The organism is Enterobacter sp. ECC_219_Taxon_10 (genome assembly GCF_058354905.1).
Genome location: NZ_CM178005.1, coordinates 26393 through 40195, shown reverse-complemented (window position 1 = coordinate 40195; position 13803 = coordinate 26393). Strand labels below are relative to the sequence as shown.

Here is a 13803-nt window from a genome sequence, read left to right as displayed (position 1 = left end):
ACGGCTCGATCGTGTAGTGACATACTTTATGTGGTTATTATTTTTTTAACCTAACTACAACTACAAAGATACTAAAGCGTGCCGAGGGATGCATGCGAGTGTTAAGGAAGACAGCATGAACAAGTTTTACACAATGCTTTTCGCTGCTTTGCTTTTACTGGCCGGATGCGACAAGCCTGTGAAAACAGAACCTGCCCTGCCCGGCGGGGGCGGAACCATTGAAGCCATTAACCACACAAGCTGGGCCATCAACCGCTTCAGCGTTAACGGGCAGTCCGGCCTCGATATTATTGGCCCGTATTCGGGTGGCGGTGGGGGCTGCTGCTTTGGCGTGAGCGGGCCGTGGACGCCAGGAATGACGGTGCAGGTTGACTGGGAAACAGGCGTCGCGTTTGCCAGCGATGTGCCGGAGATCCCGCAGCCTGATGAACCAGATACCACCGGGATGAACCGGGATGACCGTTACAAGGCATGGCAGGCTTATTCGGATAAAAAAGAGGAGTGGTACCAAAAAATCAAGGCACTAAATAAAAAACATACTCAAACCGTTCCGGTCCCCGATTACACCGGACAGAAAACCTGCGGCATTACCGTTCACTTCCTGCCCTGTGACCAGGTGAAGGTCACCACCAGCTGCGCCGACTATGGCAGCCCGGATTATCCCGTCAAAGACCCCGTGCATATGGAGAAGCCGACAGTATGTCCCCAGTGATTGCAGCATGGCGTACCCGCATTTTGCTGGCCGCAGCCCTGCTGCTGGCCGGGTGCGACCAGCCCGTAAAAACGGAACCAGCCCCGCCCGGCAGGGGTGGAACGATTGAAGCCATTAACCATACCAGCTGGGCCATCAATCGCTTCAGCGTGAACGGGCAGTCCGGCCTCGACATTATCGGCCCTTATTCGGGTGGCGGTGGAGGCTGCTGCTTTGGCGTGAGCGGGCCGTGGAAGCCAGGAATGACGGTGCGGGTTGACTGGGAAACGGGCGTCGCGTTTGCCAGCGATGTGCCGGAAATCCCACAGCCTGATGAACCAGATACCACCGGGATGAACCGGGATGAGCGTTATAGGGCATGGCAGGCTTACTCAGATAAATATCACGAATGGTATGGCAAAATTAAAGCCATCAGTAAAACACATTCCCGAACGGTTCCGGTCCCCGATTACACCGGCCAGAAAACCTGCGGCATTACCGTTCATTTCCTGCCCTGTGACCAGGTGAAGGTCACTACCAGCTGCGCCGACTACGGCAGCCCTGATTATCCCGTCAAAGACCCCGTGCATATGGAGAAGCCGACAGTATGTCCCCAGTGATTGCAGCATGGCGTACCCGCATTTTGCTGGCCGCAGCCCTGCTGCTGGCCGGGTGCGACCAGCCCGTAAAAACGGAACCAGCCCCGCCCGGCAGGGGTGGAACGATTGAAGCCATTAACCACACCAGTTGGGCCATCAACCGCTTCAGCGTGAACGGGCAGTCCGGTCTCGATATTATCGGCCCTTATTCGGGTGGCGGTGGAGGCTGCTGCTTTGGCGTGAGCGGGCCGTGGACGCCAGGAATGACAGTGCAGGTTGACTGGGAAACGGGGGTCGCATTTGCCAGCGATGTACCGGAGATCCCACAACCTGTACGACCTAATCTTGAGGGATTGAACGAAGAGGAAGGATACAAGGTAGCTCAGGCTTATTCGGATAAAAAAGAGGAGTGGTACCAAAAAATTAAGGCACTAAATAAAAAACATACTCAAACCGTTTCGGTCCCCGATTACACCGGCCAGAAAACCTGCGGCATTATCGTTCACTTCCTGCCCTGTGACCAGGTGAAGGTCACCACCAGCTGCGCCGACTATGGCAGCCCGGATTATCCCGTCAAAGACCCCGTGCATATGGAGAAGCCAACAGTATGTCCAAATTGACCCCTGATAATGTCTGGTACCCTCCTGAGTTTCCGGAAAGAGGTAGATTACCTAATACCAGATCTCACTTTTTGCAAAACTGCAGGGAACAAAGCAGTCTGGAAACGAAATATCATAACCAGCTTTGCACCGCTGCAAACCGACGCGTCTTGCCTCCCTGCTGTAAAACGCTCCATATCAGCCTTTTCTTTGACGGTACGGGCAACAACCTGAATCATGACCTCTATGAGTCGACCCCGCCTCATCCGACCAATATCGCTCGCCTGTTCCGTGCCACCATAGGACAAGGCTATGCCGGGGGAACCGGCGCGCATAACGCAGAGCTGGTCGATCAGGACGGCGTCGCGCACAACCAGTATTACAAATACTATATTCCCGGCGTGGGGACGCCTTTTCCGGAGGTGTTAGATCTCGACTTCAGCGATGCAGGCCTTAAATACGCGGCTTACGGCGAGGAGCGCATCAACTGGGGTCTGCTTCGACTGGTAGACGCCCTGCGACGTACGCTTGGGCTTGGGAAACTAAGCGATGATGAAAACTGGCACTCCATTCAGGCGATGAACTCCAGCTATTCTCAATCCAACGCTCATGGAGAATACCTCCGTTGCACAGAGCTTTTCCGGCTGTTAAACGGGTTAGGTAAAACGCTGGAGACCGCGTTAACGCAGCCAACGCCGGGCACCTCTAAGCTGCTGGGAATCAAACTCTATGTTTACGGTTTCTCTCGCGGAGCAGCCTCCGCCCGGGCCTTTGTTAACTGGCTTAACACCCTGCTTTCTCCCTCTCGGGAAGGGGCCTTACAACCTTTTTGCCTGGCGACAAAGCAGGGTGAAATTCCGATTAGCATTGAATTTCTGGGTTTGCTGGATACGGTTGCTTCCGTAGGAATTGCCCATATTGCCCCGGTAGCGGAAGGTCATATGGGCTGGGCCGACGGAACGATGGAATTGCCGAACAATGCGCTGATTAAGCGCTGCGTGCATCTGGTTTCGGCTCACGATCAGCGGTTGTGCTTCCCACTCGATTCAATCTGTCGTGCTGACGGGCGATATCCTGAGTATGCCGTAGAGGTGGTTTATCCTGGCATGCACTCTGATATTGGAGGTGGGTATCCGCCAGGGGAACAGGGTAAAGCGACCGGTAATGATGATCGTTTTTTACTGTCGCAAATATCATTAAATGAGATGTTTTCAGCGGCTTTTAATGCAGGCGCACCATTAAAAATACTTGAACAATCCCTCCCAGATGAAATGAAAAAAGATGTATGGCGCATCATGCCTACCAGTTTAAGAGATGAATTTTATGTTGAAACCTCAATAGTCCAACGCTTCAACGCCTGGCGCCAGCTCACTCTTGATTTACCTCTTTCCGAAACTGGCATTCCCGATGAACAGGCAACCCACTACTCCCCCGTTCGCGCTCGGGTCAATATCATCGAAGCGCTTGAAAACCAGATCGGCTGGATAACCGCCTGGCGCATCAATCGCTACGCCCAGGAAACATTCCGGAGCCAGCGCTTTTATCACGACGCCGCAGCCAATAATCAAAATCAGGATAACGATCCTGGCAAAAGGGCGGAACGGGAAAGAGAACGCGAAAAACTACAAAAAGATGCAGAAAGAGAGCGAATTAAACAGCTCGGTAACTACCCGCGGGGTCAGTTTGTCATGCTTAAGACAGGCCCAAAAGACTTTGACGCTTTACTCGGGCAAACACAGCTTTTACAGGCAGCATTAGAGTTTAAAGAAGACTATCATGGCGTTTCCCGTACTCAGGCAAAAAGCACCACCTATGCCGTACTGGATTACTTCAAAGGCTTTGTTTTTGCCTTTAACCAGGATGATATTCCCGTTGAGTTTAAAAAGATCAAAGAGGCGGGGAAACAACACCTGGAAACACTGTTTCCACCACAAGGCGAACAGAGCAATGCCAATGACCCCTCAGGGCTGACAAGAGCGCTTTTTGATGACCAAATTCACGATTCCCGCGCCTGGTTTATGCACAGCGCGTTGGGCTCGCGCGAACCCTGGGGCAGTTATTTTATCTACCGTATGATCTATTTCGGCGAAGCGACGAGTAAACAGGTAAAGCCACTCTCCATGCTGGGCTATGTTGCAGGACTGGGTTATCCCATCTCAACGCACGAGGTCCAGTTTCTTATTGAATTGCGAAATACCGGGCAGAGGCCATCTGCCCCCGTCGAACAACGCATTTCTATCCTTGATGCCAGCACGGGATATCCGCTGGGGGTACTTCAGGATAAAACCCGGCAAATACCCTGCGTTCACTACCCTGCCTCAGCCCTGGCAGAGTGTCAAAAAGCGGAGGAAATGGCCTTTGAACAAAAGAGAGCCACAATACAGTCTTACATTGAAAATATGAATTATTCAGACTGACAGAAAACAAAAAACCCCGCCTAAGCGAGGTTTTTATCAGGGTTTTGCGGTTGGTTGCCGCAGAACACACTGTGTTACGTCAACGCAAAAAGTATACGCGATCGAAGACGAACGCGCAATTCCGGCACGGATTTTGACGTTTTTGAGTATGGATCACCTTCCTGATTTTGTCCAAAAAATACTGTTCATGCATACAGTATTTATCTATACTGAGGGTGTTCGCAGTGAGCGAGGGGGCCGCAGTTCTACCGGCGCAACGAAGTCCTGGCTGAAACGGGTGGTGCCGTCAGTGCCTTAACCCCCTGAAGTGAGCACACTGTGTTACGTCAATCCAGGTGCTGGCAACAGGCGGCGGAAAGGTACGCCAGCATCGTGCTCCTTTTAACCAAAAGGAGACGCGTATGAGCGTAGTGGATATGGTGATACTTATCCTCAAACTCATTGTTGCAGTACTGCAACTGCTTGATGCTGTCCTGAAATTCGTTCGGTAATTCAGGTTCAAGTCGCACCTGAGAGGGGCGGGCAACCGCCCCTCTTTAATAACGAGGGAATGCTATGTCGCGTCTGTTAATTGAGCCTGTCACGCCCGATGAGCCGGGGTATATCGCCCTGAAGGCTGAAAGTATCGCGCTGAATTTCAACATGCTGCGCAGGCTGGAAGAGAACTGGCTGCGGGGTGAGAACCGCTTTAACGCGCCGGGTGAAAAGCTGCTGGGCGCGTTTCTCAACGGCAGGCTGGTGGGCGTGTGTGGCCTCAACCGCGATCCGTTCAGCCAGCAGCCGCGTGCCGGGCGCATTCGCCATCTCTACGTTAGCGAGAAGTGCCGCGGGCTGGGCATTGGCAAACAGCTTTTAACAGTGGTGATGGCCGATGCCAGCATCTGGTTTGATTTCCTGAATACCCACGCGCCGGACAGCGCGTACGGATTTTACAATCGAGCCGGTTTTACGCTGGTCTCGGACGAACCGCGGGTGACGCATCGCCTTTTTTGTGCGGTGTAACCGGCTGGCGGCATCAGGATGTGAATGTTACAGTTGAGTGACAACTCACCACCCGATACGCCATGACCATCACCGTTTTCTGCATTTTGCTTTTCGCCGCACTGCTGCATGCCAGCTGGAACGCCATCGTTAAAGCCGGAACGGACAAGCTCTACTCTGCGATCGGCGTTAGCGGCTCAGCCGCGATTATTGCCCTGATTTTATTGCCCTTCTCAACACAGCCATCTGCAGAGAGCTGGCCGTTTTTGATCGTCTCCTGCGCCTTACAGGTGGTCTACACCGTGCTGGTAGCGAAGACCTATCAGGTCTCTGACATGAGCCAGACCTACCCGCTGATGCGTGGCACCGCCCCGCTGCTGGTGGCGCTGATTAGCGTGCTGGTGCTCGGCGATCGTCTCTCCTGGCTTGCCTGGTCCGGCATTGGCGTAATCTGCCTGTCGATTCTGGCGATGGCGATGAATGGCCGCATGCAGTCACGCAGGGGGATCTGGCTGGCGCTGCTGAACGCCTGTTTTATCGCCGGGTATACGCTGGTGGATGGCACCGGCGTGCGGCTGTCGGATACCGCGCTGGGCTACACGCTCTGGACCTTCTTTATGAACGGCTTCTGCCTGCTCGGCTGGGCGATGGTGGCACGTCGGCGCGAGGCGTCCGGCTACCTGCGCCTGCACTGGAAAAAGGGGTTGCTCGGCGGCGTTGGCACTATGGGCTCTTACGGTCTGGCCCTCTGGGCAATGACGCAGGCACCGCTGGCGGTGGTCGCGGCGCTGCGTGAAACCTCCATTCTTTTCGGGGCGCTGATCGCGTTTGTCCTTTTAAAAGAGAAGGTTGCGGGCCTGCGCATCGCGGCGGCGCTGGGCATTGCAGCCGGTGCCATTATGCTGCGCCTGGCGTAAAGCACTGGCAACATTAGTTGCCGTTCTTGTTTACAAATCCTGCCTTTACCGGTTTTTTGATTCACCACGACAATGCTTAAATTGTCATCTTACTGTGGTAGATTCCTCGCGCATTTATGGGAATGCGTAGTCACTTATTCTTCATTTTCCTCTTTTGGCAAAAGTATTCAGCGACATGAAAAAGCAACGGAACGTTAACTTATTGTTGATGCTGGTGTTACTGGTGGCCGTCGGTCAGATGGCGCAAACGATCTACATTCCGGCGATCGCCGACATGGCAAAGGAACTGAACGTCCGCGAGGGTGCGGTACAGAGCGTGATGGCAGCGTACCTGCTGACCTATGGCGTTTCACAGCTCTTCTACGGCCCGCTCTCCGACCGCGTCGGGCGTCGTCCGGTGATCCTGGTAGGCATGAGCATTTTCATGGTGGCGACGGTAATTGCCATTACCACGCACAGCCTGACCGTGCTGATTGCCGCCAGCGCCCTGCAGGGCGTTGGGACGGGTGTCGGCGGGGTGATGGCGCGAACCTTACCGCGCGATATGTATCAGGGCACCCAGCTCCGCCACGCCAACAGTCTGTTAAATATGGGCATTCTGGTCAGCCCGCTGCTGGCCCCGCTGATTGGCGGCCTGCTGGAGACGATGTGGTCCTGGCGCGCCTGCTACGCCTTCCTGCTGGTACTGTGCATCATTGTCACCTTCAGCATGGCGCGCTGGATGCCGGAAACCCGCCCAAAAGACGCGCCACGCACAAAGCTTATCGCCAGCTACAAAACGCTGTTCGGCAACGGTGCGTTTACCTGCTACCTGCTGATGCTGATCGGCGGCCTGGCGGGCATTGCGGTGTTTGAAGCCTGCTCCGGCGTGCTGCTGGGCGCGGGTCTTGGCCTGAGCAGTATGGTGGTGAGCATTCTGTTTATTCTGCCGATCCCGGCGGCGTTCTTCGGTGCGTGGTTTGCCGGGCGTCAGAACAAGCGCTTCTCCACCCTGATGTGGCAGGCCGTAATTAGCTGTCTGCTGGCGGGTCTGATGATGTGGATCCCAGGGCTGTTTGGCGTGATGACGGTCTGGACACTGCTGATTCCGGCAGCGCTGTTCTTCTTCGGCGCGGGAATGCTGTTCCCTCTCGCCACCAGCGGCGCAATGGAGCCGTTCCCGTTCCTCGCAGGCACGGCAGGCGCGCTGGTGGGCGGTTTGCAAAACATCGGTTCCGGTGCGCTGGCCTGGCTCTCGGCTATGATGCCGCAGACCGGGCAGGCTAGTTTGGGCCTGCTGATGACGCTGATGGGGCTGCTGATTTTACTGTGCTGGCTGCCGCTGGCGTCGCGTGTTCCGCATCACGAGCAGCCGGTTTAACCGCATGATGGCCCGGCTTCTCGCCGGGCTTTTCACAGACGGGCGCAATCATCGCCTGCAATAACGGCTCTGGTGCTGGCCGCCAGGCTCCCTCTTCCCCGTCGTAAAACTGGAAATCCGCGTTAAGCGCATACGGGATTTTCGCCTTTTGCAGCTCGCAGGCCATAAAGGTGGCGAAGGCCATTTGCGAGGCGGTGGGCGTAAGACGGCTTGACTCCCCCACGCCCCAGCCCCCGACCCAGCTGACGTGCCCGGTTTTTTGCTGCCAGCGCAGTGCGGTGCTGATGCGGTTACGGATAGCCGCCTTCTCCGCCGCCGTGCCGGACGTCCACGGGTATTTACCGCTATTTTTCAGCGGCCCCCACGGGAAAATATGCCACTCCGCCAGCAGGTAGTTTTGACTGTGCGCAGGCAGCTTCAGGCTGGATAAATCTTCCGGCGCGGCACGCAGGCGCGGCGCAATGAAAATCATGCGCTGCGGGTCTATATCGTGGATCGCTTTAATGGTTTTTTCATACACGCGGTTTAACGACGCGAGGTTGTGGTTAAGCTTGTCGGCTGGCTCATAAATGAGATCAAAACCCAGCAGCGGGTAGCTCTGACCGAAATAGTGCGCCACGGCAATCCACCAGTTGATCGTCTCTTTCTCGTTATCGGCTTTGGGGTCGTTTTTATATTCATCAGCCTGATAAGCGATAATCGGGATCACGCCATACTGCTCGCAGGCTTCCACCAGCTTGCGCAGGTGGATCAGCCGCGCTTCCGTCGGCTCATCGGCGACGCGAATGCGCACGTGGGTAATGCCTTTTGCACGAAAATCCCGTACCACCAGCGGGTCGAATTCGCGTATGCCGCGCTCGGTGCGCGCCCAGTCCACATCCATCCCGACGCCCAGCTGCTGCGCATAACGGGCAGCCATCAGCGGCGGCTCGGCGGCAATGGCCCAGCCGGAAGAGATCAGTAACGCGGTAGCAATAAGAGGCTTTAGCACGGTTTACCCTGGATAAATCGAAAGCATTACCTGTATTTAGCACGCTTTTTCACATTTGGTGTAGAGTCAGAACGAACTAATTGTTGAGAAAAATTATGAACGCAACAGCCATCAATACACTCATCGCACAGTTTCCTCTGGTTGAGGATCTGATTGCCCTGAAAGAAACCACCTGGCTTAACCCGCGCACCACGACGCTTACGGAAGGATTGCCGTACGTCGGGCTGACCAAAGCCGACGTGGACGACGCCCACGCGCGCCTGAAACGCTTCGCGCCGTATCTGGCGAAAGCCTTCCCGGAAACGGCGGTAACGGGCGGGATTATCGAGTCCGAGCTGGTTGCTATTCCGGCAATGAAAAAACGGCTGGAGAAAGAATCTGGCAAGGCCATTCCCGGCACGCTGCTGCTGAAAAAAGATAGCCACCTGCCGATTTCCGGCTCGATTAAAGCGCGCGGCGGCATCTATGAAGTGCTGGCCCACGCGGAGAAGCTGGCGCTGGAAGCCGGGTTGCTGACCATCGAAGACGATTACAGCATTCTGCTGGAGCCGCGCTTTAAGGCCTTTTTCAGCCAGTACAGCATTGCGGTGGGCTCAACCGGCAACCTGGGGTTGTCTATCGGCATAATGAGCGCACGCATCGGCTTTAAAGTGACGGTACATATGTCTGCCGACGCCCGCGAGTGGAAAAAAGCCAAACTGCGCAGTCACGGCGTCATCGTCGTGGAATATGAGCAGGATTACGGCGTGGCGGTAGAGCAAGGACGAAAAGCGGCGGAAAGCGATCCGAACTGCTTCTTCATTGACGATGAAAACTCCCGCACATTATTCCTGGGCTATGCGGTGGCAGGCGAGCGCCTGAAGGCGCAGTTTGCCGAACAGGGCCGCGTGGTGGATGCGGATCACCCGCTGTACGTCTACCTGCCGTGCGGCGTCGGCGGCGGCCCCGGCGGGGTGGCGTTTGGCCTGAAGCTGGCCTTTGGCGATAACGTCCACTGCTTCTTCGCAGAGCCAACGCACTCCCCGTGCATGCTACTAGGCGTTTACACCGGTCTGCACGATGAAATCGCGGTGCAGGATCTGGGCATTGATAACGTGACGGCGGCGGACGGTCTGGCGGTTGGGCGCGCGTCCGGCTTCGTCGGCCGCGCGATGGAGCGACTGCTCGACGGGTTTTATACGCTTTCCGATCGGAGCATGTACGACATGCTCGGCTGGCTGGCGCAGGAGGAAGGGATCCGTCTGGAACCGTCGGCGCTGGCGGGGATGGCCGGGCCGGTGCGCGTTCATTCGGATGCCAGCGTTACCCACCTGGTATGGGCAACCGGCGGCGGCATGGTGCCGGAAGACGAGATGGCGAAGTATCTGGCTAAAGGGAAGTAATTAAGCCGCCACCCGGCTTACAGGCTCAAAATTTGCTGAATATGGGTTACCGCAAACAGCAGCGACAGCGAGAGAACAGCGAGTGCGATCAGGAACTTATCCCGCACCGCTTTCGGCTGTACAAAATCGTTCTGCGCCACGTCCATCAGGTTACGGCTGCGGGTATAGCGCCATAAAATGATGGCCACCAGCGCCAGCACAATAATGGAAATCCAGAATGGCACCCCTGTACGGTGCCAGTTGTGCTTAATCGCCAGGGCAATTAGCGCGCCATACCCCAGCAGCGTGCGCAGCCAGGCGAGTGACGTCCGCTCCGGCTGCAGGCCGGGGTCCGCTTCGCGCCGCGCTTTGCGGCTATCCGGCATAGAACACCAGCACCATTACCACGCCCGCCACCGTCAGCAGAATCACGCTGATGATGAGTAACCCGCGCGTATAGGGCAGATCCTGCTTCAGACGCATCGCCTTCTCATTGCGAAGCCAGCGAAGGTAACCGTAAATCGCCAGCACGCCCGCGAACAGGCACAGCAGCAGCGCCAGCACTTCACGAATCAAGGGCGTGGCAAAATCGGGTGCGAGCTGGTCAAGGCCGACACCGGCGGCCAGAAAGCCCAGTGCGGTGCGGATCCACGCTAAAAAAGTGCGTTCATTAGCCAGAGAGAAGCGGTAGTCCGGCGCTTCGCCGAGGCGGGAAATTTTCATGGAGGTTCCTTGTCGTGCTACAGGCAAGCTTCAGCATAGCGTAAATCGACAAGGACAAGGAGACCGGCATCGGGCGATGCCGGTCAGGACGATTAATGCAGCTCTGGCCAGTACTCTTTGTTGGCCTCAATAAGGTCATCCAGAATCGCTTTCGCGACGGAGGCGCTCGGCACGGTTTTCGACAGGGTAATCGCCTGCCAGAGCTTCTGGTACGAGCGCTGCTCCCAGGCATCCACCACCAGTTTTTCCACCGCCACCTGCTGGCTCATCAGCCCTTTCTGGAAGTGCGGAATATCGCCCACCGTAAGCGGCTCCGGCCCGTTATGACCCACCAGACACGGGATCTCCACCATCGCATCGGCATCAAAGTTATGGATGGCCCCGTTGTTTGGTACAATCAGCAGCATCCGCTCCTGGGTGTTAAAGGCAATCGCCGTCGCCAGATCGACGATGTACGACGCATGTTCGTCGATTTCCAGCTCACCTGCGGAGGATTTTCCCGCCTCAATAATCGCCCGGCAGGAACTGAACACGTGCTTCTCACGGTGGTCCATGACCTCATTGGCGCGGGTGCGTTCCGGGTTGGAATGCGCAACCACGTAGTCCGGGAACAGGTAATACTTCAGGTAGGTGTTCGGCATGGTGTCCGGATCCAGCGCCTGCACGTCTTTGGCTTTGGCGAAAGTATCGTTCCAGCTCGCTTCGGTATGTGCATCTTCGGAAGGCGGAACATAGCCGTTTTTCGCCACGTATTCGCGCAGTTTCGGCATCAGGTCGTTGCCGTTCAGATCCTCAATCGACGTCCACCAGCCGAAGTGGTTCAGGCCGTAGTAGCGCACGCGCATCTCTTTGCGGTCCTTCAGGCCGACAATCTGCGCCATGCGCCCTTCAATGCCGATCGGCATATCGCAGATGTTGAGAATTTTGGCGTTCGGGCGTAGGCGGCGCGTGGCTTCCGCGACAATCGCCGCCGGGTTGGAATAGTTCAGCATCCACGCGTTCGGGGAGTACTGCTCCATATAATCCACCAGCTCCAGCACGCCGCCGATAGAGCGCATGCCATAAGAGATACCGCCCGGCCCGCAGGTTTCCTGACCCAGCACGCCGTGGCGCAGCGGAATTTTTTCATCTTTTTCGCGCATCGGGTATTTGCCCACGCGGATGTGCGCCATCACGAAATCCACATCGGTAAACGCCGCTTTAGGATCGGTGGTGTAGCTGAACTCAATCTCCGGGGCCTGCTCCCTGAGGATGATTTTGCACGCTTCGGCGATGGTCTCCTGACGTGCGCCGTCGTTGTCATAGAACTTCAACGCGCGCAGCGGGAAGCGGTCACGGTTGGCTAACAGCATCAGGACGATACCAGGCGTAAAGGTGCTGCCGCCGCCTGCAATGACAACTGAGAATTTTTTCATGATATAGCCTCTGTCAGGGTGGTTTGTTCATTCGTTAAAGGAGTTTTCATCAGCGATTCCAGCTGGTCGCGCACCTGTGGAACGTGCAGGCCGACAATCACCTGAATGCCGTTGCCGCGTCGCACCACGCCGTGGGCGCCGAGGGCTTTGAAGACGTCATCGCTTTGGGTTTTCGCCATATCGACCAGCGCGATACGCAGGCGGGTGGCACAGTTATTGATGCTTTCGATGTTGGCCGCGCCGCCCAGCGCCTGCAGGAATCCGGCGGCCTGTCCAACCTGCTGGCTGGCCGCCGCCGGGGCGGTGGTTTGCCCGCGCGCAGCCTTATAGTCGGCCTTGCTGTAGAGTTTGATTTCGCTCTCTTCCCGGCCAGGCGTTTTCAGGTTCAGACGTTCGATCAGCGTTTTGAAGACCACGAAGTAGATGCCGGTGAAGCAGACGCCAATGCCGATCTGGGTGAAGACCGTCGTGGCGTGGTTATGGAACATCGGGATCCAGTTTTGCGGCAGGAACTGATCCAGCAGGCCGCCGCCCATGTTCCCTACCACGCCGAAGGTGTACATCACCGTTGCCATGGTGGCCGCCAGCACCGCGTGCACGGCAAACAGCAGCGGCGAGATAAACAGGAAGGTGAACTCAAGCGGTTCGGTAATGCCCACCAGCACGGCGGTGAGCGTGGCAGGAACCAGCAGGCCCGCCACCTTGACGCGGTTTTCCGGCGACGCGGTGTACCAGATAGCAAATGCAATCCCGACCGAGCCAAACACTTTTGAGTTGCCGTGCAGCGCGAACCCGCCTTCCGGGAAGAGGGTTTTCAGCGGCAGGGTGCTCTGGCTGAACTCCTGCAGGTGCTGCGCCCAGTAGACCTGAATCCCGCCCTCCACCGCCGCCGGGCCGAAGATGAACGGACCGTAGACGAAGTGGTGCAATCCGGTTGGGATCAGAATGCGTTCCAGGAAGGTATACACCCATACGCCCAGCGCGCCGGCAGAGCGCAGAAACGCCTGCAGGGACTCGATGCCCATCTGCACTTTCGGCCAGCCCAGCAGCGTCAGCCAGGCGCAGGGGATCATGACGAAGAACGCGAGGATAACGACAAACGAGCTGCCCTGGAAAATCCCCAGAAACACCGGCAGCGGCTTGTCGAAGTAGCGGTTGTGGATGGCGGTGACAATGCCTGAAATCACAATGGCCCCGATGATGCTGGTATCGAGCGTTTTGATCCCGGCAATCATCGCCAGCCCGCTACCCGCCGTCGGTTCGGCGGAGAAGTCGACGCCGAAAAAGTGGCCCCAGGTCATCCCCATCGCGTTAATAAAGTAGTTCCAGGTGAGGAAGCTAATCAGCACCGCCAGACAGGCGCGGCCCTGCGCCTGCTTCGCCAGGCCAATCGGCAGACCGACGGCAAAAATCAGCGGCATATTGCGAAACACCGCCCAGCCGCCCTCTTCAATGATGTGAACAATCTGCGCGAAAAGATGATCGGGAGAGGTTAAGGCTTCGCCAACAAACAGCGGGTTGCGAAGCATGATGGCGATTCCCACCACGATCCCGGCGAACGGAAACAGCAACACCGGGGTAAACATGGCACCGCCAAAACGTTGTATTTGACTGAGCATTTTTAAATCCTCATGAAACAACCTGTAGGGGTAGGGGCCTTTATGGTTTTTTGCTGGCCTGAGGTGAGCATAAGAACTTACTGATGCGTGAACATGGCGTGCCGCTGCGATTCGTGATCGCATTCATGGT

Annotated in this window: 14 protein-coding genes; 9 read left to right on the top strand and 5 right to left on the bottom strand. The window is 56.5% G+C overall.

The genetic code is table 11. The annotated features are described in order from the left end of the window. Window positions 1-115: 115 nt before the first annotated feature. From tli1a (AC4ICF_RS00180) to emrD, 8 genes are all read left to right on the top strand, one after another. The gene (gene tli1a / locus AC4ICF_RS00180; protein ID WP_316380365.1) at window positions 116-712 is read left to right on the top strand and encodes a Tli1a family immunity protein; all 597 of its coding nucleotides are present in this window, start codon (window positions 116-118) and stop codon (window positions 710-712) included. After that, window positions 700-1311, top strand: a complete 612-nt coding sequence (tli1a, locus tag AC4ICF_RS00175) for a Tli1a family immunity protein (protein WP_316380364.1) — start codon at window positions 700-702, stop codon at window positions 1309-1311. The genes tli1a (AC4ICF_RS00180) and tli1a (AC4ICF_RS00175) overlap by 13 nt, the downstream gene beginning before the upstream one ends. Beyond that, window positions 1299-1910: a Tli1a family immunity protein gene (gene tli1a, locus AC4ICF_RS00170; protein WP_320720590.1), complete on the top strand. Its 612-nt coding sequence runs from the start codon at window positions 1299-1301 to the stop codon at window positions 1908-1910. The genes tli1a (AC4ICF_RS00175) and tli1a (AC4ICF_RS00170) overlap by 13 nt, the downstream gene beginning before the upstream one ends. Further along, entirely contained in the window at window positions 1898-4306 is a 2409-nt protein-coding gene (locus tag AC4ICF_RS00165) for a T6SS phospholipase effector Tle1-like catalytic domain-containing protein (protein ID WP_316380843.1), read from the top strand. The genes tli1a (AC4ICF_RS00170) and AC4ICF_RS00165 overlap by 13 nt, the downstream gene beginning before the upstream one ends. 401 nt (window positions 4307-4707) lie before the next feature. Next, window positions 4708-4797, top strand: a complete 90-nt coding sequence (gene tisB, locus AC4ICF_RS00160) for a type I toxin-antitoxin system toxin TisB (RefSeq protein ID WP_008500146.1) — start codon at window positions 4708-4710, stop codon at window positions 4795-4797. Window positions 4798-4861: 64 nt separating this feature from the next. After that, entirely contained in the window at window positions 4862-5308 is a 447-nt protein-coding gene (locus tag AC4ICF_RS00155; RefSeq protein ID WP_061096693.1) for a GNAT family N-acetyltransferase, read from the top strand. 62 nt (window positions 5309-5370) lie between these two features. Beyond that, window positions 5371-6204 (top strand): EamA family transporter, encoded by an 834-nt coding sequence (locus tag AC4ICF_RS00150; protein ID WP_116343635.1) that lies wholly within the window; start codon window positions 5371-5373, stop codon window positions 6202-6204. Between the two features lie 175 nt (window positions 6205-6379). Beyond that, window positions 6380-7564: a multidrug efflux MFS transporter EmrD gene (emrD, locus tag AC4ICF_RS00145; protein WP_192984735.1), complete on the top strand. Its 1185-nt coding sequence runs from the start codon at window positions 6380-6382 to the stop codon at window positions 7562-7564. Here the strand turns inward: emrD and AC4ICF_RS00140 are convergent. After that, window positions 7467-8555, bottom strand: coding sequence for a glycoside hydrolase family 5 protein (locus AC4ICF_RS00140; RefSeq protein ID WP_192984737.1), 1089 nt, complete (start codon window positions 8553-8555; stop codon window positions 7467-7469). The genes emrD and AC4ICF_RS00140 overlap by 98 nt on opposite strands. A gap of 95 nt (window positions 8556-8650) precedes the next feature. Between AC4ICF_RS00140 and dsdA the strand changes: the two genes are divergently transcribed. Continuing rightward, window positions 8651-9937 carry a D-serine ammonia-lyase gene (gene dsdA / locus AC4ICF_RS00135; RefSeq protein WP_316380840.1) on the top strand — a complete coding sequence of 429 codons (1287 nt, stop codon included), beginning with the start codon at window positions 8651-8653 and terminating at the stop codon, window positions 9935-9937. 17 nt (window positions 9938-9954) lie between these two features. On the opposite strand, the gene AC4ICF_RS00130 is transcribed toward dsdA, so the two are convergent. The 4 genes from AC4ICF_RS00130 to AC4ICF_RS00115 form a co-directional block, all read right to left on the bottom strand. Beyond that, window positions 9955-10302, bottom strand: coding sequence for a DUF202 domain-containing protein (locus tag AC4ICF_RS00130; RefSeq protein WP_116343639.1), 348 nt, complete (start codon window positions 10300-10302; stop codon window positions 9955-9957). Beyond that, window positions 10292-10639 carry a YidH family protein gene (locus tag AC4ICF_RS00125; protein ID WP_116343640.1) on the bottom strand — a complete coding sequence of 116 codons (348 nt, stop codon included), beginning with the start codon at window positions 10637-10639 and terminating at the stop codon, window positions 10292-10294. Before AC4ICF_RS00125 ends, AC4ICF_RS00130 begins: the two co-directional genes overlap by 11 nt. 92 nt (window positions 10640-10731) lie before the next feature. Beyond that, window positions 10732-12054: a 6-phospho-alpha-glucosidase gene (locus AC4ICF_RS00120; RefSeq protein ID WP_116343641.1), complete on the bottom strand. Its 1323-nt coding sequence runs from the start codon at window positions 12052-12054 to the stop codon at window positions 10732-10734. Beyond that, window positions 12051-13673, bottom strand: a complete 1623-nt coding sequence (locus AC4ICF_RS00115) for an alpha-glucoside-specific PTS transporter subunit IIBC (protein WP_192984743.1) — start codon at window positions 13671-13673, stop codon at window positions 12051-12053. The genes AC4ICF_RS00120 and AC4ICF_RS00115 overlap by 4 nt, the downstream gene beginning before the upstream one ends. Between the last annotated feature and the right edge of the window lie 130 nt (window positions 13674-13803).

Bases quoted from the DNA above. Each gene is read 5' to 3' on its own strand.
- tli1a (WP_316380365.1), top strand. From the start codon at position 116: ATGAACAAGTTTTACACAATGCTTTTCGCTGCTTTGCTTTTACTGGCC.
- tli1a (WP_316380364.1), top strand. From the start codon at position 700: ATGTCCCCAGTGATTGCAGCATGGCGTACCCGCATTTTGCTGGCCGCA.
- tli1a (WP_320720590.1), top strand. From the start codon at position 1,299: ATGTCCCCAGTGATTGCAGCATGGCGTACCCGCATTTTGCTGGCCGCA.
- AC4ICF_RS00165 (WP_316380843.1), top strand. From the start codon at position 1,898: ATGTCCAAATTGACCCCTGATAATGTCTGGTACCCTCCTGAGTTTCCG.
- tisB (WP_008500146.1), top strand. From the start codon at position 4,708: ATGAGCGTAGTGGATATGGTGATACTTATCCTCAAACTCATTGTTGCA.
- AC4ICF_RS00155 (WP_061096693.1), top strand. From the start codon at position 4,862: ATGTCGCGTCTGTTAATTGAGCCTGTCACGCCCGATGAGCCGGGGTAT.
- AC4ICF_RS00150 (WP_116343635.1), top strand. From the start codon at position 5,371: ATGACCATCACCGTTTTCTGCATTTTGCTTTTCGCCGCACTGCTGCAT.
- emrD (WP_192984735.1), top strand. From the start codon at position 6,380: ATGAAAAAGCAACGGAACGTTAACTTATTGTTGATGCTGGTGTTACTG.
- dsdA (WP_316380840.1), top strand. From the start codon at position 8,651: ATGAACGCAACAGCCATCAATACACTCATCGCACAGTTTCCTCTGGTT.
- AC4ICF_RS00130 (WP_116343639.1), bottom strand. From the start codon at position 10,302: ATGCCGGATAGCCGCAAAGCGCGGCGCGAAGCGGACCCCGGCCTGCAG.
- AC4ICF_RS00125 (WP_116343640.1), bottom strand. From the start codon at position 10,639: ATGAAAATTTCCCGCCTCGGCGAAGCGCCGGACTACCGCTTCTCTCTG.
- AC4ICF_RS00120 (WP_116343641.1), bottom strand. From the start codon at position 12,054: ATGAAAAAATTCTCAGTTGTCATTGCAGGCGGCGGCAGCACCTTTACG.
- AC4ICF_RS00115 (WP_192984743.1), bottom strand. From the start codon at position 13,673: ATGCTCAGTCAAATACAACGTTTTGGCGGTGCCATGTTTACCCCGGTG.